This is a genomic window from Pedobacter sp. AK013 (genome assembly GCF_014205835.1).
In the GTDB taxonomy this organism is placed as follows: domain Bacteria; phylum Bacteroidota; class Bacteroidia; order Sphingobacteriales; family Sphingobacteriaceae; genus Pedobacter.
The window spans coordinates 285,069-302,439 of record NZ_JACHCQ010000002.1 but is presented as its reverse complement, the minus strand read 5'-3'; the positions used below and the strand labels follow the sequence as shown (position 1 = coordinate 302,439).

The 17,371-nt window shown below is 35.7% G+C and carries 16 protein-coding genes; 6 read left to right on the top strand and 10 right to left on the bottom strand.

What is annotated here, in order from left to right:
* Positions 1–289 precede the first annotated feature (289 nt).
* The 4 genes from HDC90_RS02610 to HDC90_RS02595 form a co-directional block, all read right to left on the bottom strand.
* Positions 290–469, bottom strand: a complete 180-nt coding sequence (locus HDC90_RS02610) for a hypothetical protein (protein WP_010602585.1) — start codon at positions 467–469, stop codon at positions 290–292.
* Positions 470–651: 182 nt separating this feature from the next.
* Positions 652–1,236, bottom strand: a complete 585-nt coding sequence (locus tag HDC90_RS02605) for a biliverdin-producing heme oxygenase (protein ID WP_184463576.1) — start codon at positions 1,234–1,236, stop codon at positions 652–654.
* Between the two features lie 71 nt (positions 1,237–1,307).
* Complete coding sequence (locus HDC90_RS02600) at positions 1,308–1,727, bottom strand: response regulator (RefSeq protein WP_184463575.1); 420 nt, start codon at positions 1,725–1,727, stop codon at positions 1,308–1,310.
* A 1-nt stretch (position 1,728) separates the two neighbouring features.
* Entirely contained in the window at positions 1,729–3,942 is a 2,214-nt protein-coding gene (locus HDC90_RS02595; RefSeq protein ID WP_184463573.1) for an ATP-binding protein, read from the bottom strand.
* A gap of 116 nt (positions 3,943–4,058) precedes the next feature.
* On the opposite strand from HDC90_RS02595, the gene HDC90_RS02590 reads away from it, so the two are divergent.
* A complete protein-coding gene (locus HDC90_RS02590) occupies positions 4,059–4,457 on the top strand; it encodes a response regulator transcription factor (protein ID WP_255497451.1) in 399 nt (132 codons plus the stop codon).
* A gap of 200 nt (positions 4,458–4,657) precedes the next feature.
* Here HDC90_RS02590 and HDC90_RS02585 read toward each other — a convergent pair whose 3' ends face one another.
* Both HDC90_RS02585 and HDC90_RS02580 read right to left on the bottom strand, forming a co-directional pair.
* Complete coding sequence (locus HDC90_RS02585) at positions 4,658–4,810, bottom strand: hypothetical protein (RefSeq protein ID WP_184463571.1); 153 nt, start codon at positions 4,808–4,810, stop codon at positions 4,658–4,660.
* Positions 4,811–4,823: 13 nt separating this feature from the next.
* Positions 4,824–5,192, bottom strand: a complete 369-nt coding sequence (locus tag HDC90_RS02580) for an STAS/SEC14 domain-containing protein (protein ID WP_184463569.1) — start codon at positions 5,190–5,192, stop codon at positions 4,824–4,826.
* A 138-nt stretch (positions 5,193–5,330) separates the two neighbouring features.
* On the opposite strand from HDC90_RS02580, the gene HDC90_RS02575 reads away from it, so the two are divergent.
* Positions 5,331–6,449, top strand: coding sequence for an alpha/beta hydrolase (locus HDC90_RS02575; RefSeq protein WP_184463567.1), 1,119 nt, complete (start codon positions 5,331–5,333; stop codon positions 6,447–6,449).
* An 83-nt stretch (positions 6,450–6,532) separates the two neighbouring features.
* Here the strand turns inward: HDC90_RS02575 and HDC90_RS02570 are convergent, their stop codons facing one another.
* Positions 6,533–7,303, bottom strand: coding sequence for a Ku protein (locus HDC90_RS02570; RefSeq protein ID WP_184463565.1), 771 nt, complete (start codon positions 7,301–7,303; stop codon positions 6,533–6,535).
* A gap of 203 nt (positions 7,304–7,506) precedes the next feature.
* Between HDC90_RS02570 and HDC90_RS02565 the strand changes: the two genes are divergently transcribed.
* Positions 7,507–9,777 (top strand): glycosyltransferase family 4 protein, encoded by a 2,271-nt coding sequence (locus HDC90_RS02565; RefSeq protein WP_184463563.1) that lies wholly within the window; start codon positions 7,507–7,509, stop codon positions 9,775–9,777.
* A gap of 175 nt (positions 9,778–9,952) precedes the next feature.
* On the opposite strand, the gene HDC90_RS02560 is transcribed toward HDC90_RS02565, so the two are convergent.
* A complete protein-coding gene (locus HDC90_RS02560) occupies positions 9,953–11,419 on the bottom strand; it encodes a glycoside hydrolase family 130 protein (protein ID WP_184463561.1) in 1,467 nt (488 codons plus the stop codon).
* Positions 11,420–11,576: 157 nt separating this feature from the next.
* On the opposite strand from HDC90_RS02560, the gene HDC90_RS02555 reads away from it, so the two are divergent.
* Positions 11,577–12,668 carry a sensor histidine kinase KdpD gene (locus HDC90_RS02555; protein WP_184463559.1) on the top strand — a complete coding sequence of 364 codons (1,092 nt, stop codon included), beginning with the start codon at positions 11,577–11,579 and terminating at the stop codon, positions 12,666–12,668.
* Here the strand turns inward: HDC90_RS02555 and HDC90_RS02550 are convergent.
* Positions 12,654–13,757 carry a metallophosphoesterase gene (locus HDC90_RS02550; protein ID WP_184463556.1) on the bottom strand — a complete coding sequence of 368 codons (1,104 nt, stop codon included), beginning with the start codon at positions 13,755–13,757 and terminating at the stop codon, positions 12,654–12,656. The genes HDC90_RS02555 and HDC90_RS02550 overlap by 15 nt on opposite strands.
* A gap of 244 nt (positions 13,758–14,001) precedes the next feature.
* Between HDC90_RS02550 and HDC90_RS02545 the strand changes: the two genes are divergently transcribed.
* Both HDC90_RS02545 and HDC90_RS02540 read left to right on the top strand, forming a co-directional pair.
* Positions 14,002–15,204: a DUF763 domain-containing protein gene (locus HDC90_RS02545; protein ID WP_184463555.1), complete on the top strand. Its 1,203-nt coding sequence runs from the start codon at positions 14,002–14,004 to the stop codon at positions 15,202–15,204.
* A gap of 156 nt (positions 15,205–15,360) precedes the next feature.
* Complete coding sequence (locus HDC90_RS02540; protein ID WP_184463553.1) at positions 15,361–15,804, top strand: SRPBCC domain-containing protein; 444 nt, start codon at positions 15,361–15,363, stop codon at positions 15,802–15,804.
* A gap of 98 nt (positions 15,805–15,902) precedes the next feature.
* Here HDC90_RS02540 and HDC90_RS02535 read toward each other — a convergent pair whose 3' ends face one another.
* Positions 15,903–17,369 carry a glutamate synthase subunit beta gene (locus tag HDC90_RS02535; RefSeq protein ID WP_184463550.1) on the bottom strand — a complete coding sequence of 489 codons (1,467 nt, stop codon included), beginning with the start codon at positions 17,367–17,369 and terminating at the stop codon, positions 15,903–15,905.
* Between the last annotated feature and the right edge of the window lie 2 nt (positions 17,370–17,371).

Below are 17,371 nucleotides of genomic sequence, written 5' to 3'. Positions count from 1 at the left end.
TTAGGTGTGGTAACTCAAATATAACACTACAAAGGGTAGACTTAAAGCTACCCTTTTTTATAAACAAAAAAATATTTCTCCGGACAACAGTGAATGCAATGGAGCATCTCTTCCCTAATGGGCGTTATACAATAATAAAAAGAGTTACATTAAAAGCCTGTAAATTCAGAAATCAGTATTCCATCGGCTAGAGATCCTTCACTGTCGTTCAGGATGACAGTACGATATACTTTAAACGCAAAAAGGGTTCTGGCATACCAGAACCCTTTTTGTTTCTACTCGCGAAATATTATTTTCCAGAGTTTTTCTTGTCAGTTACTTCTGCACGGATTTCTTGTGCTAAAACTTTAAGATCTTGCATTGCTTTACGCACACGAGTACCAGCAGCTGCATTGCCAGCATTATAAAATTTTTCTACATCTGCTTCAATAGCAGCAACAGCAGCTTTAACTTTTGAGAATTTTTCCATCGCTAATTGATGTTTTTAAGGTTTAAAAAATTTATTTTTTCAATAATACATATTTACCTTGAATTAACAACAGAAAGCAAATATTTATTTGAAAGAAGTTTTGCACATTTACACAATCAAAAAAATGCCCTGACACTATTATAGACGTATTTTTTTTGTTTTTGATCTCAAAATTTGGCAACTTAATTCAGTTGTTTTGATAAGTTGATCAGGTTATTAAAGGTTAAGTTGGCGCTATTTATACAACGTTTATAATCTTCCTCAGCAACGGTTTGGTTTATTACAGAGATAAATATTTTCCATTTTGCACTTAGCTCTTCGCCATAAACACCGTAATAATTTAAGCCTCCTTCGTGATCTTTAAAATTGGGATTGGCTAAAATATGCCTTTTAATTACGTTTCCGCCCAATGTACCTCCTTCTAACACATACAGCGCACCTAAAATTTCTGCCGTATTTTTTTCTGGAACAAACAATTCAAAATCTAAACCTGGTAATGTTAAACTATCTATACTCCAATAATTTAAGTCTTGTTCTAAAGCCGAAAGCTTTAACCGGCTTTTCATTTCTAATGATTCGGCTATATCTGCATCTAACATATTTGCAAGCACGTTCTCTAATTTTTGGTGAATAATATAATTTATGGTTAACAGCTTTTTATATTGATCGATGCTTAAGGAATTGTTCATAATCTCATTAACAAACATTAAAGATTCTAATGTTTTATGGCTTTCTGCTGTTTCTGTTCTCAATAAATTGGCAATCATATTTGGAAATTTAATTATTAAAAGAAAAGATCCGGATTAAGATCCGAATCTCTCCATATGTTTTGTGAAATTTAATTTAACCTCAGATATTGGTTAAACCAGAAATCGTGCACAGAATGTACACATTTAACCAGGTTCTCGTAACCATCGGGTTTGGTAAGGTAGGCATTGGCCCCAAATTCCATTGATGCTTTAACATCATCAGGATTATCTGATGTAGAGAACAAGATTACGGGGATTGTTTTGAGATAAGGAATATCCCGTATAAATTTTAAGAGATCTAAGCCTGATAAGCCGGGTAAGTTCAAATCAAGCAATATTAATTTAGGCTTGATTCTACTTTCAGCAAAATTTTGAAGTTTTTGTAATGCTTCTGTACCATCTTCAACAATAGCTAAATTAAGGGTGTCTTTAACCTCTTGTATAGCACTTTGCATAAAAAATGCATAGTCTACATCATCTTCAACATAAAATATATCTGGTGTTTTCATTTTACCTGTTTTTAAAAGCTACAAAAAAAGTCGATCCTATATTTAATTTACTTTCAAACCAAACCCGGCCATTGTGTTTTTCTACAATTCTTTTTACAATAGCAAGCCCCACTCCTGTTCCTTCTATATTCTTAACATTATCCATACGCTTAAAAAGCTCAAAAACCCTGTCGTAATAACGGTTATCTATTCCTATGCCATTATCTTTAACCGCATAAATAGTTTCTCCTTCATCTATATACGCAGAAACCTCAATTTTAGGTTTATCTACCATAGCAGAGTATTTTACCGCATTACCAATCAAATTGGTGAAAAGCTGTGCAATCATGGTTTTATCTCCTTTGATATGTGGTAGTTGCCCTAAAATTAATTCGCTATGATCGGCTTTAAAAGCTGACCACACTTCGCTTTTTATTTCATTTAATAATGATTCTACATTAATTGTTTCAAAATTTATCTCAGAACGGCCAACTCTTGCCAGATTTAAAATCTCTTTAATTAAGAAATTCATTTTATCTGCACCTATTAAAATCCTACCCAGCATTTTTTGGCCATTTTCATCAATACTTTTATTCTTGAGGATAAGTTCAGCATAAGTTTTTATTGAGGTTAATGGTGTTCTTAAATCATGGGATATGGTATAGCTAAAAGTATCTAATTCCTCGTAAGCGGCCTGCAACTTTTCATTAAGTAATCTAATTTCGTTAGCCTTTTTATTGATATCGGTAATAATAATTTCGCGTATCCTTAAAACAGAGGCGATTTCTTCAGCCATCCATTTTTCTGAGGTATTATTAACTACCTGCGACCAGGTTTCGAAAGATTTGCGGGGCGACAGGTTCAGCAAGCCATTTTCTGATGGAACTACGGGCTTTTCGGGATTTCCCGCCCAATTTACAGTAGTAATGATTTCGGGCTTAAACCAGATGATCATTTCGCCCATTTCTTTATTTAATACACAAGATAGAATTCCAGAGGCGATTGACTTGTATTTTTTAGCTGGAGAATAGATTTCAGACAATCTATGGGTATGATAGATCGATTCATCATTATTCGTTTTCAACCATTCTGCAAGTTCTCTTATTTCTTCCTCTGATGGTACATCTCCAATGGTTTTAAGTTCATTGTCGAATATGATAACCACTCCCGAAGCTTTAGTGGTATCTAAAATAGTTCTTTTGTGCGTGGTTATGGCTTCTACTAAATACTTATCGCGGTTTAAATGTTCTTGAAGTATGTTAGCGGTATTTTTAAATTGCTCAATAACCGCTGTATCCTCTTCTTCCTGACGATATTCTAATGCAGAAGAAAGGATCTGCCCGATTAGTTTAGCTCCTTCTCTGGCTTTATAATCTATAAACTTAGGACTATAGTTATGACAGGCAATTAAACCCCATAATTCGCCATGAGCGATTAAGGATATACTAAAACTCGAATAAACACCCATATTTTTCAAATATTGAATATGTATGGGCGATACTGCACGTAAGGCACTATTGGTTAAATCAAGTGCTTCGTTTTCTTTAAAAGTAAGAATGGGTGAATCGGGTATATTTACATCGGCAATTAACCTGGTTAAATTTAGTTTATAAAGCGCTCTGGCCTGTTTCGGAATATCTGATGCAGGGTAATGTAATCCAAAAAATGGTTCTAACTCTGCCTCTTTTTCTTCTGCCACAACTTCGCCATGCCCATCATCTAAAAATTTATAAATCATAATCCGATCGTAATTGATCAGTTTTTTTACTTCTTGCGCAGCACCTTTTAACAAAGCTGAAATACTTTTCCCCTGCAGCATAGATGAGGCAGAGCGACCTATGGAACTCTGAATATCGAATTGTAAGGTTACTGGCTCAAATTCTAATAGCCAGTCACTTTTCGATGAAGAAATAATTAAATAATAAGAGCGGCCGTTAATTTCAACGGGATGGGGGCTAATGGCATCAAAACTTTTACGGATAATACCCAGCTTAAGTAAGTCTTCAATTTCAAACGCTGGATTTTGTTGTTTAAGAAACCGATTTAAAGTCGAAAGTTGTTTGTTTAGTAAACTTCTGGCTTGTTCCCCTAAAAAAACTTCAGCATTTTCACTAATATAGGTAATAGACAAGCTGTTCTTATCAACCGCTACAAGAAGGCCATGTGATTGAATTTTACCAGGAATATGAATGGGTTCTTTATCGCAATTGGTAAGGTCTACAGAAAATTTAGTCATATATATATTTGATATTTCAGCGTATTTAATTTCACGAATTAACAAATATTAAGCCTATTTTTAGAATCACTCTAATTTGGTAATTTCAGATTTGAGATTTATTTTTTATTATATATTTGTTTGAATTTTTAAAAATCATTCAAACTTTGGCAAAGAAAAATATTTTGGTTATTGAAGATAACCATGCAATCCTAGATGTTATAACCCTTATTTTAGAAAGCGAAGCTTTTAATGTTGATGGATTAAACAAAGGTGCTGATTTTATTAACCGTGTTCAGGAATTTAACCCAGATGTAATAATTATGGACATAATGCTCCCTGACGCTGATGGGAGGGTACTTTTAAAAGAACTTAAAGATACTGCAACTACAAATCATATTCCCGTTTTGATGATTTCTGCCCGTTATAATGCAAACAACTATACGTTGAATGGTATTGAAGCAGACGATTTTATGGCCAAGCCTTTTAATATCGATGAATTGATGGACAAAATTTATGCTTTGCTGAGAAAATAGTTTTTTACTCAACCATACAAGGTAATTTTATTCCTCCCAGTTTTACGTTTTTCTGTCAATACCTCCAAAAAAGAAAGTATTGTATCTGTAAAACCACGTGTATTATCCTAAATATTTGAACTTGCTTTAAAGCCACTATCTTCAAAAGCAGACACGCCTATTCTTCGTTCTGGTGTTTTTTTTAATTCTTCTTATAATTATTAGGTTTTTTTGTGTTTAACGGGCGTGTTTTTAGTTATGCTTACTTTCTTTGCATCTTTGGCTGATGTTACTTTATCATCAGCTCCTTTAGCTTTTGCATTTTTCGGTGCGGTAGCCTTGCTACTTTCGGCCGCTGTTTTAGAATTTTTCATATACTGTTTTAAATTAGTCTTCAGCATTTAGCCATGCTTTTGCTTCTTCTATTTCTTCTGGCTTAAAGCCTTTAGATTTACCGGGCGTAGCAGCTGTAAAAATATCAGTAAACCACTCCACCCCTTTTTCGGCACTTACTACGGCAATTTTTTTCCATCTAGTAAAATTCTGCAGACCAGCTCTAACATCCTCTACCCATGCGCCAGCTGTAAAATTTTTCACATCAGTTTCTAAAACCAATAAATATCTAATTTCTTTAAATCGCTCAGCCGTTCTTTTTAAACCGGTTAATAAAACGCTCTTTACATCGTCGCTTGTTACTTCTCCGGTAGCTCTTACACCAAAAACATGGTCTGGCAATCCTATTATTTCTGTTAGCATAAAATTTCATTTAGTTAATGAACACACCAATTCGCCAAGATGTTTGCCATTTAATTAAATTCTGAAATTTACGTAGTATCAAAAACACTATCTTACTGATGCTGTTATAGAAACAATATGTATCAATAAAACAATCTTATGAAAACCAACTTCTTAAAACCTATTACTTTTGTTTGTGGTTTGGCTATTTTACTTTGTGCCTGTTCGGACGGAACAAAAACGGCTACCGTTACAGATTCGACTATAACAGACTCGACATTGACCGGGGCATTAAAACCTACAGGGCCTGCTCCAGAGTGGGGAAAAACAATAAAGCCAGAAATGCAGGCAGTTATAGAGAAATTAAGTAGTTATGGGGATAAGCCTTTAGAAACTTTAACTGCTACTGATGCACGTAAGAACCATACGCCAAAAGATGCAGTAATGGATTTAATACAGCAGAATAATATTGCTGTACCAGTACCTAAGGTAGATACCATGGGTAAAGATATTGATGTTAATGCGGGTAAAATCCATTTGCGCATTTATAGGCCCAAAGAAGGAAATGGCCCCTATCCACTTATTGTTTATTATCACGGTGGTGGTTTCGTTATTGCCAATTTAGATGTGTATAATGCATCTGCCCAGGCTTTAGCCGAGCATGTTGGTGCCATTGTGGTTTCAGTAGCTTACCGCCTTGCACCCGAAAACAAGTTCCCTACAGCGCATAACGATGCTTTTACCGCCTACGAATGGGCAGTGAAAAATGCTGTAGACTTAAAGGCAGATCCGGCTAAGATTGCAGTGGTTGGTGAAAGTTCTGGCGGGAATTTAGCAGCAAATGTGTCCATTATGGCCAGAGACAAACACATTATGCTTCCTGTGCACGAAGTTTTGATCTACCCTATTGCCCAGGCAGATATGAATACCAAATCTTATAACATGTATGAAAATTCAAAACCATTAAACAAAGCCATGATGAACTGGTTTATGGAAAAATACCTGAACACCACCATCGAAGCGCAGGACCCTAAAATATCATTAATTAACGCCAATTTAAAAGGACTTCCGCCAACAACTATTATTACGGCCGAAATAGATCCTTTGCACGATGATGGAGTTATGCTAGCTGATAAACTGAAAGCTGCCGGAGTAAAAGTTGACAGTAAAAATTATGATGGCGTAACACACGAATTCTTTGGCATGGTGCCGTTAGTACCAGAAGCGAAAGCCGCTCAGGCTTATGCTGCTGATCAGTTAAGAGCTGCTTTTAAATAAAAAAAACCGCATTGAAGTGGTAAACACTTCAATGCGATTTTGCATTACTTTATATTAACTTCCAGCCGTAAACTGCCAACTGATTAAGCTCCTTTTTTCGATCCCAAACTCTGCATCAATTGATCGTACAGATCATCGCTCGTGGCTTTTTGTGGTTTCATTTTTTTAACCGTTGCCCGTTTCCCCTTAGCTTTTGCTTTAATAATCTTCAATAATTCGCTACTGTAATCATCTTTAAAGGCACTTAAGTCGAATTTTGAACTGTATTGTTTAATCAAGGCTAATCCTACATCCATTTCTTTTTTGGTGATGGTAATATCATCTACTTTATTAATTTCTGATAGACTCCTGATTTCCTGTTCAAATCTGATTTTTGTAATCACAATTACATGTTCCATAGGATGGATTACACAAAGGTTTTCTGTGTTCCTTAATACGAACCTGGCTATGCCAGCCTTACCCGATTTCTCTAATGCTTTTAATAATAATCCATACGCTTTTTTGCCTTGTTTTTCAGGCTCGGAATAATAAGACGTTTCGTAATAAATAGGATTAATATCTTTTAAGTCAACAAAATTCTCTAACTCAATAATTTTAGTTTTTTCAGGTGCTGCCTCTTCAAAATCGTGTTTATCTAAAATAATGTACTTATCTTTTAAAAAATAGCCTTTAACTATTTTCTCATAGGGCACCTCTTTATATGTATTTTCGTTCACTCTTAGAAATTTAATCTTGGCATGATCGTGTTCATCGAGCATATCTAAATCGAGGTTGCTATTCTGAACACCGGAAAACAACTTAACCGGAATATTTACCAAACCAAATCCAATCGAACCTTTCCATATTGATCTCATAGTTAAATATTTACTTATTAACACCTGCCTAAATCAGATTGTTTTGGGTTTATTGATTGTAAATCGCTGAAATTACAAACTATTTAGATTATGCGCTGTTATTTAATCATCAAGCCAATGATAAATACTTGCAACCATCATGATTTTTCAAAAGTATTAGGAGATCATGATTGATTCATTACCATTGAAAACAATTTATAAAGATGAAAATAGCCTATATTTCAACCTATCCCCCTCGTGAATGTGGTTTAGCTACCTTTAATCAAAATCTAGTGAATGCTTTAAGCTTAAATCCCACTTATGATTCACAGAAAAGCTTTGTAATTGCGTTAAATGAATCAGACGATCTTAAGGAACATCATTACCCAAACGAAGTAAAATTTATTATCCGGCAACAAAATCAGCAGGATTACATCAACGCCGCTGATTTTATCAATAAGAGCGATGTACAAACCTGTATTATTGAGCATGAATTTGGCATATATGGCGGTAATAGCGGTGTGTTTTTATTGTCGTTAATTAATAGGTTAAAAAAGCCATTCATTACTATTTTACATACCGTTTTAAAAGAACCAAATTTTATGCAGCAAACCATTATTAAGGAGATTGCATCTAAATCGGCTAAATTAGTAGTGATGAGCAAAAAGGCTGTCATGTTTTTAAGCAGTGTATATCAAATTCCAAAAACATCTATTAAACTAATAGAACACGGCGTTCCGGATTTAGAGCCTGTGGTAAACAATGAAATCGCACGGACTGAATTATTTAGAGGTAAAAAAGTGCTTTTTACATTTGGCTTAATTAGCAGAAATAAAGGTTTAGAAACCGTAATTAAAGCTTTACCTAACATTGTGGCTCAACATCCAGATATTTTATATGTAATTTTAGGCAATACCCATCCTGGCGTAGTAAAACATAATGGTGAAGAATACCGCGACAGTTTGAAAGCATTGGCGAAAGATTTAGGTGTAGCAAATAATATTGCTTTTGTTAATAAATTCGTGTCTGAAGAAGAATTGCATCAGTATTTAACAGCTTGTTATTTATATATTACGCCTTACTTAAATGAAGCCCAGATAACCAGTGGTACTTTATCGTATGCCATTGGTGCAGGTGCCGCAGTAGTTTCTACCCCATATTGGCATGCACAAGAGCTTTTAGCCGATAACAGGGGCAGATTATTTGATTTTAAAAATGATGCACAACTTGCCAATATTATTAATGAGCTTTTAAGTGATCAGGATAAATATCAAAAACTAAGGCAAAATGCTTATCAATATGGATTAAGCCTTCGTTGGCCAGCTATTGGAAATGTTTATCTTAATGTGTTAAATGAGGCATTATTAACAGAAACTAAAGTCGAAAGGATTATTCCGCCGATAATAGATGTAGAAAGTATGCCTATATTGAATTTAAATCATATTTCCTTACTAACTGATGATACAGGGATTATACAACATGCCCGTTTTGGTATTCCAAACCTGAAGGAAGGCTATTGTATTGATGATAATGCCAGGGCATTAATTATGACAATAATGGCTGTAGAACAAGATAAGAACCCTACAGCTTTAAAATTCATGCCAGTTTATTTAAGCTTTATTCAATACATGCAGACAGAGGATGGAAATTTCAGGAATTTTTTGAGCTTTAATCGGCAGTATTTGGATGAGGTAGGATCTGAAGACTCATTTGGGAGAACTATTTGGGCATTGGGATATTTAGTTTGTAGTGCGCCAAACAACTCATATCGCGAATTTGGAAAAGAATTATTCTCACATTCTATAATACATTTTAATAAATTAAAATATTTACGCGGAAAAGCAAATACGATTATCGGATTGTCTTATTATCTATGTGCCCATCCTGGAGATGAGTTGATTACCAATGAAATTGATCAATTAGCCATTGCATTAGTAACATCTTATAACGAAAATAAAGAGGACAACTGGCATTGGTTTGAAGATATTCTTACCTATGATAATGCAATCTTACCTTTGGCTTTACTTCATCATTATGATGTTACAGGAAACGTGGAATCGTATAAGGTTGCAATGGAAAGCATCGAATTTTTGAATGGTTTTTCTTTCGAAAATGGATATTTAAATCCGGTTGGAAATGCGGGTTGGATGAAAAAGCATGGTAAAAATCCGATTTACGATCAACAGGCTATAGAAACCATGGCAATGGTTTTATTATATGCAAAAGCCTTCGAGATTACGAAAGATGATAAGTACCTGAATTTAATGCATATCAGTTATAAATGGTTTTTGGGCAAAAATAGCCTGCACATTCCTTTATACGATTATGAAACTCATGGTTGTGCAGATGGATTACAGTTTAATAGTGTGAACAGAAACCAAGGCGCTGAAAGTACCTTGGCCTATTTTATTTCACATTTAGCTATTCTGAAAGCTGCCGAAGCAGAATATGAAACCTTGTCTTCGCCCTTAGTAGAGGCCAATAAATGTAACTAGAAAAATTAAATTGTCTTGGAAATATGAAGGCTGGCTCAGAAAAATGAATCAGCCTTTTTGGTATTTTGACTAATTAAGTCGAGACGATCGTCACCCTGAATTTATTTCAGGGTCTTGATGACCAGTAAGATGCTGAAACAAGTTCAGCAAGACGATCGATTGAGAAGATAAACCTCTAGTTATTTTCCAACAATTTCGCCAATAATAATTCCAAATTAACCGTTGCAAATGAAGAACTATAATCTGATAAACCATAAGGAATGATTAATTCGCCGTTACTGATAATCGATCCGCAGGAATATACCACATTTGGAACATAACCTTCTCGTTCATCGTTATTAGGAATAATCAGTGGTTCTTTTAAATGCCCTATTTCTATACTCGGGTTTTCAAGGTCTAACAAACTTACTCCAATACAGTATCTCCGCATTGGTCCCACGCCATGCGTAATTACAAGCCATCCTTTTTCTGTTTCAATCGGAGAGCCACAATTGCCTATTTGTACCAGTTCCCAGTCGTAGCGCGGTTGTTTTAAAAGAACAGGGTTTTCCCAAACATTAACTTTATCAGAAAACATCAGGTAATTATTCCAGCCGTCTATCCGGCTCATCATCACATATTTTCCTTTAATTTTTCGTGGAAATAGTGCCAGGTTCTTATTTTGTGCACCATCGCCATAAAGTGGGATCACTTTAAATTCATAAAAATCTTCAGTTTGTACTAATTTGGGAATAATTAAAGACCCGTCGAAAGCAGTATAGGTGGCGTAGTATAGAACTTTGCCGTCATCTTTAATAAATTTTACAAAACGCGCATCTTCAATCCCTTTACGTTCAAATTCTGAAATAGGAAAAATTACACGATCAGAAATATCGGTATCTTTTGAAAAAGTGATGGTGTGGTAAGTATCTGATAACCAAAGTACTTTGTCGTACTCGATTAAACGGGATGGGTCTTCCTTATTTAAACTTTTAGAATCTTTAATGATGTTGCTTAAACTGGTGTATTCAAATTTATCACCGAGTTTTGATTCAATTTCTTCTAGAACAGAAGGATCAATCTGCGCATAGGCGGCTTTTTTTAGAAATAATTTTTTAACATAAATGGCATTTTTCACCACTTCAGCCTCATCAACATAATTTCCAACAGGCAAAACCTGGATATTGTTGTTTTTATCAATTAAAGCACGCCGGAAAACAATTGAAGAAATATGCCCTTCACCTACAGCTCTAAAGCTGATGATTACCCGCTTCTCGCCCTCTACTAAATCCGTTTGATCAGGATCATCAACAATACTCGGATTAAAAAAAGCGGCCGATTCTATTGAATATTCATGTGTAAAATAGGCACCAATCAGCAATCTGGTATATTCATCAATATCTTCGAACGAAGTACCTAAGGCTACAAATTGTTTTTTTAATTTTTTACAGTGCCGGGTTAAGATTTTGGTAATATTCCGGTGCCTTTTAGAATATTCCTGTAATATGGGCGATATCAGCGAAAATACTTTTTCATCTGAAAATTCTAAAACCTTCCTGATTACTTCTAATGCTCTCTCCTCTCCGTTAAAAAAGAAACGGGCAATAACTCTTTTAGTGTCTGGGTTGACCTTAACAGGTTTACGTTCTATATATAATCTCATTATTTAAGCTGTTTTGATAGTAATTTTAACGCTTGCCGCCTTATATCCCCAATATTATATTAACGAAATTTATGACTTAATTGTTTATATTATTTATAGCATTTGCGCATAATTTTTACCTTTATTTATTCGCCCATATAAGTTAATTAAACCTTAAATGCACAACGAAAAAGCAAATAATATAATTCTATCAGATGAAACCTTGCGTTTAAGGAAATTAACAGATTATGAGATTTTAAGCACACCTGCAGAAAGTGCTTTTGATCTGATTGCACAACTGGCTGCTGAAATATTTGATGTTCCTCATGCAGGTATTGGTTTTCATACGGATGGGAATGTGTTTGTAAAAGCTCAAATAGGATCATCTATCGGCTTACCTTTAAAAAATGATGCGTATACTTTTTTCGCCTCTGTCCCTATCACGTCGCCCGAGGGTTATGAACTTGGTCTGATTTACGTTGCAGATACTAAGTTTAAACCGGTTGAAGAGCAGCAGTTGAAAATGCTATGGCATTTAGCCGGTATGGTAATAGAAAAGCTGGAATCTAGAATTGCAATTAGAAGGGCTTTAAGAGCCTACGATGATCGTTTACATGTGCTTGTTCACGATCTTAAAAACCCCATGACTACCATTTCACTTCAATCTGAATTACTTGGACGCATTCCGGGTATTGATAATAAATCTTTGTTAATTGCGGGTAAGATTAATACACAATCTAAAAAAATGATTGATAATCTGAACGGCATTTTAAGTTCTGCCAGGAAAGAAGCTCACTCATTTAAGCCCAAAATAGATAAAATAGATTTAAAAGAAATATTAGAACAGGTAAAAAGAGAACTCAATTTACTTCTTAAGTATAAAAATCAAACTGTTTTTATTGACATTGGGGATCCTGTTGAAATTTTCGCCGACCCTGATAAACTAATAACGGTTTTTAGGGAGTTGATTAATAATGCCATCAAGTTCTCATCTGCAGGGAAAGATATTTATATCACTCATCAAATATCTGATAACGAGGTAACTATTTCGATAAAAGATAATGGTGTAGGCCTAACTAAAGAAGACTTAGATAAAGTTTTTATTAAATTCGCCCGACTGAGCTCGGTAAGCACCAATCAAGAAAACACCTATGGGTTAGGGCTTATTACGGCAAATGCACTTGTTGATATCCATAAAGGGAAATTATGGGTAGAAAGCGATGGAAAAGATTTGGGTGCTACTTTTTACGTCACGTTACCCATTAAATAGGTTTAAATCTGATAAGTCGCTGAGTTTCATTTCTTCAAGTAAAATTCTTTCTGGTATAGCGTTTCTATGATAAGACCATTTTATAAGTCTTATAAAACCATTATCAATTTCGATACCAGTTATATCGCCATCACTAAAGCAACAGCATCCACTATTAAAGTAACCTGGCTTGTATTTGCCGAAGTGTGGTGCTTTATCCCCCTCTTTTATCCGTTTATGAAGCTCCGTGTTTAACAAAGCGATATCATTGGCATTCTTTTCCTTTTTGGCTTTGTTTAATTTTATATAAATCCGTTCCAAATGTGTTAAAGATGCAAAAACGGGCTGGTGCGTGTGCCCTGTAATTAAGGCTACATTCTTTTTTGTAATTACCCAATCATACATTAGGGTGTTATGGGTTGTTTTAAGCTGGTTATCATAGGCGGGTGTATTGGGGTTAATTTGAAGGTACGACTGTAGGGACGCCCAAATGGTACTCACAAACCATTTGCTAAACCAATTTCCATCACTCTGTAAATCGCCCTGGTGCCCATGGGTTAGGAAAATATCAAGTTTATGCGAACCAAGCGGTACCCTTAATATTGCGCCTTCATAAATATGGATTTTGGTTCCGTAAATTCTATTGAGGTTAAATCCGGCTAAAGGATCATTATCCCAATATAAATCATGATTGCCAAATATCTTAGTGAAATGGTTTTTAGAAATAAAGGCTTTTTCTGCTTCGAAAGTTTCTTTATTGTGTTTGATTACAGATTCGAGTAAATTCTCCCAAAGCTCCTCACTATCACCCAGATTTATATAATGAAAATCTTGCTGGCTGTAGTATTCGAGTGCTTTTAGGTAATTCTTTTCAGCTAAAGTAAAGTCATCTGCATAATCACGGGCACCTTTATGCTGGTCTGATAGAATGATAAATTTGTCTGAATCGGTAACTTCAAAAATAAGTCCGCGCTTTCCAGGGTTGGTATTTATGGTTTTATAAAGTTTATTTAAAGCCGAATGGATACGTTTACGGTTGGGTCTTGAACCAAATTTATTCGACATGTGAATAATCCAGGCACTGAGTAAACGTTGTAAGAATTTTCGCATGTATAAATGAGCTTTGCTATTTTATTTGTTTCTCAAAATAACAAAAAATATCTTCAATCGTTTTCCACCTCAGATCTATCATTCTGAATGAAATGAAGAATCTGCTATTGTGAAACATAGAATATAAACTTTTACAATTTTATCTCACATCATTTATATTCTTTATCTAAAGATCCTTCATTGCATTCATGAAAACAAGTAAATGCTTTGCTTTTTTAAAAGTATTTTGCTAATTTTGTTAGTATTGAAAAGATCAGGAAGTGCAGATTTGCCGTTACATTATGGCCAGGTACCACCATGGCTGGCGCAGCGCATGGCTACCCTTGGTTTAGCTATAACGGAAGCTATCTTAATAGAATATGGTAAAGCAGAAGTAATACGCCGCTTGAGTAATCCGTTTTGGTTTCAGAGTTTAGGGGTTGTAATGGGTATGGATTGGCATTCTTCAGGAATTACAACATCGGTAATGGGTGCTTTAAAAAAATCGATTAATCCCTTATCAAAAGAGTTGGGGATTTACATTTGTGGCGGCAAAGGAAAGTATAGTAGGGAAACTCCAAATGAACTTTTAAAAATTGCCGATAAAACAGGGCTAAATGGTACAGAATTGATTCGGGCCAGTAAACTCAGTGCAAAAGTAGATAATACTGCCATTCAAGATGGGTTTCAATTATACCTTCATAATTTTATTTTAAGCAACGAAGGCGATTGGGCAGTAGTGCAGCAAGGCATGAGCGATAGCAGCGTAACAGCGAGAAGATACCATTGGCATTCTGAAAACCTAAAATCTTTTGTAGAAGAACCGCACACGGGTATCTGCGGCATTAATCAAGGTAAAATATTGAACTTAACAGCTAATGATGCTAATAAGGCAAGGCAGAGCATGATGAGCATTACGGCTGAATCGCCGACGCGGATGATTAGTGAAATACAAAAGTTGGTATTACCTGATCATCATGATGTAAGATCAAAAGATGTAGATTTAAAGCGTTTAGGCAGTATATTGTGGTTGGCCCAGGAAAAGCAGCCGAGAGATTTTGAGGAATTATTATTACTTGAAGGCATGGGGCCAAGAACCTTACAATCTATGGCTTTGGTAAGTGAGGTAATTTATGGTGCGCCTTCCAGATTTACCGATCCTGCGCGTTATTCTTTTGCCCATGGTGGCAAAGATGGTCATCCCTTCCCTGTTCCGGTAAACGTTTATGATGAAACAATAAGTGTTTTGCAAAAGTCAATTGAAAAAGCGAAGATTGGAAATACCGATAAGCAACAAGCAATAAAATCATTGCATCAAATTGCCCGCAATGCTGAAAAAGACTTTGTTCCGAATATGGATTTTGAAAAGGTGGTTCACAAAGAACGTACTGAAAGTTGGAAATATGGCGGCAGAACCGTTTTTGGGAAAGAGAAACCACCGAGAAACGAGCAATTGAAATTGTTTTAACTTTTAAATAGCTAACGAAACTTGCATTTGTAATGCGGGAAGAAACTTAATAGCGATTAAATTGTCTTTCTCATTCACCACCGGTTAAAAGTTGTTATTATATTTTGGCATAAAAGAGTTAAAATATGTTAGGTAATAGCGATATTTAGAACTGTTATGCAAACTACAAACATCCTATACAGCAACAGTATTGACATTCATAGCAGCCCTTTGAAAGTCTGGAAAGCTCTAACCGATACAGAAATCATGCAGCAGTGGATGTCTGAATCACCAATCGAAATCAGCACCGACTGGGGTATCGGAGCTCCAATCATCATCCGGGGTGTACTATCACAAACGCCGTTTGAAAACAAAGGAAATGTTCTTCAATTCAAACCTGAACAGCAATTAAAATACAGTCATTTAAGCTCTCTATCTAATCTGCCAGAACAGCCCGAAAGTTATACCACCATTGAGTTTCTACTCCGTCCGAATGAAAAAGGAAGCAGTTTAACTATAAATCTATATAATTTCCCTACAGACATTATTTATAAACATTTGGTGTTTTACTGGAACACCACGCTAAGCATCCTGAAAAAGTGCATAGAGCAAGCGCTTTGATCAAATTACGATTATTCATTCAGCACGATAGGAGAAGAAATAAACAAAAAAGGTCGTGATTCGCATCACGACCCTAAAAATATAGAATTTAAAACCTACTAAGCATATGCAATTGCATCTTTCGATGCCAGATTAGTTGTTCCCATCAAGTATTCATCTACTTTACGGGCAGCCTCTCTACCTTCTGAAATGGCCCAAACTACCAGCGATTGTCCACGGCGAACATCACCTGCGGCAAAAATCTTGGCAATATTGGTTTGGTAGGTGTGTTCAGATGCTTTAACGTTTCCGCGGTTATCTAACTCTACACCTAATTTCTCAATTAAACCTTCTTTTTGAGGATGTAAGAAACCCATTGCTAAAAGCACCAGTTCACATGGAAGATCTCTTTCGGTACCAGCTATTTCTTTAAAAGTAACCGGACGTCCGTTCGCATCAATCTCCCACTCCACGTCAACTACTTTTAATGCTTTAAGGTTCCCTTTTTCATCAGCAATAAAGTTTTTTGTATTTACCGACCAAGCTCTTTGTGCACCTTCCTCGTGAGAAGAAGTATTTTTTAGCAACATTGGGTAATTTGGCCAAGGCATATGCTCGTTGCGTGCCTGTGGTGGCATTGGCATAATTTCGAATTGTGTAACCGATTTTGCACAATGACGGTTTGATGTACCGATACAGTCAGATCCGGTATCGCCACCACCGATTACGATTACATTTTTACCGGTAGCCATAATATCTTCTGCTTCAAAGGCTCTGCTTGCTACACGTTTATTTTGTTGTTTCAAGAAATCCATTGCGAAATGCACACCTTTAGCTGAACGACCATCAATTGGTAAATCGCGCGGAATAGTTGAACCTCCAGCCAATACAATCGCATTGAAATCGCGTAATAAAGTACCTATTTCAACATTTTCGCCTACATTGGCATTGCATTTAAAGATAATGCCTTCTTCTTTCATTAAATCGATACGGCGATCTACTACATTTTTCTGTAGTTTAAAATCAGGAATACCATACCTCAATAAACCACCTGGAGCATCATCACGTTCGAAAACAGTAACTTCATGTCCAACTTTATTTAATTGAGCAGCAGCAGCTAAGCCCGCAGGACCTGAACCAATTACAGCTACTTTTTTACCAGTTCTGATTAATGGTGCTTTTGCTTTAATAAATCCTTTTTCGAAAGCGATTTCGATGATATGTTTTTCAATTTCCTCGATAGAAACAGGTGGTCGGTTAATACCTAACACACAAGCTGATTCGCATGGTGCTGGGCAAATTCTACCTGTAAATTCAGGAAAATTATTGGTGCTTAATAAAATATTGGCAGCTAATTCCCATTTGCCTTGATAAACAGCGTCGTTAAATTCTGGTATCACATTACCCAATGGGCAGCCTGATTGGCAGAAAGGTACGCCGCAATCCATACAACGGGCAGCTTGATTGTTTAATTCTTGTGAAGGTAAATTATTTAAAAATTCACCGTAGTGTTTTACACGCGTTGCAGCCTCTTCTCTAGTGGGCGCAACTCTATCGTATTCTTGAAATCCTGTTACTTTTCCCATGG

What these genes read in the sequence shown, in the direction of transcription:
- HDC90_RS02610 (WP_010602585.1), bottom strand. Translation starts at nt 469, where the DNA reads ATGGAAAAATTCTCAAAAGTTAAAGCTGCTGTTGCTGCTATTGAAGCA.
- HDC90_RS02605 (WP_184463576.1), bottom strand. Translation starts at nt 1,236, where the DNA reads ATGATTGCCAATTTATTGAGAACAGAAACAGCAGAAAGCCATAAAACA.
- HDC90_RS02600 (WP_184463575.1), bottom strand. Translation starts at nt 1,727, where the DNA reads ATGAAAACACCAGATATATTTTATGTTGAAGATGATGTAGACTATGCA.
- HDC90_RS02595 (WP_184463573.1), bottom strand. Translation starts at nt 3,942, where the DNA reads ATGACTAAATTTTCTGTAGACCTTACCAATTGCGATAAAGAACCCATT.
- HDC90_RS02585 (WP_184463571.1), bottom strand. Translation starts at nt 4,810, where the DNA reads ATGAAAAATTCTAAAACAGCGGCCGAAAGTAGCAAGGCTACCGCACCG.
- HDC90_RS02580 (WP_184463569.1), bottom strand. Translation starts at nt 5,192, where the DNA reads ATGCTAACAGAAATAATAGGATTGCCAGACCATGTTTTTGGTGTAAGA.
- HDC90_RS02575 (WP_184463567.1), top strand. Translation starts at nt 5,331, where the DNA reads ATGAAAACCAACTTCTTAAAACCTATTACTTTTGTTTGTGGTTTGGCT.
- HDC90_RS02570 (WP_184463565.1), bottom strand. Translation starts at nt 7,303, where the DNA reads ATGAGATCAATATGGAAAGGTTCGATTGGATTTGGTTTGGTAAATATT.
- HDC90_RS02565 (WP_184463563.1), top strand. Translation starts at nt 7,507, where the DNA reads ATGAAAATAGCCTATATTTCAACCTATCCCCCTCGTGAATGTGGTTTA.
- HDC90_RS02560 (WP_184463561.1), bottom strand. Translation starts at nt 11,419, where the DNA reads ATGAGATTATATATAGAACGTAAACCTGTTAAGGTCAACCCAGACACT.
- HDC90_RS02555 (WP_184463559.1), top strand. Translation starts at nt 11,577, where the DNA reads ATGCACAACGAAAAAGCAAATAATATAATTCTATCAGATGAAACCTTG.
- HDC90_RS02550 (WP_184463556.1), bottom strand. Translation starts at nt 13,757, where the DNA reads ATGCGAAAATTCTTACAACGTTTACTCAGTGCCTGGATTATTCACATG.
- HDC90_RS02540 (WP_184463553.1), top strand. Translation starts at nt 15,361, where the DNA reads ATGCAAACTACAAACATCCTATACAGCAACAGTATTGACATTCATAGC.
- HDC90_RS02535 (WP_184463550.1), bottom strand. Translation starts at nt 17,369, where the DNA reads ATGGGAAAAGTAACAGGATTTCAAGAATACGATAGAGTTGCGCCCACT.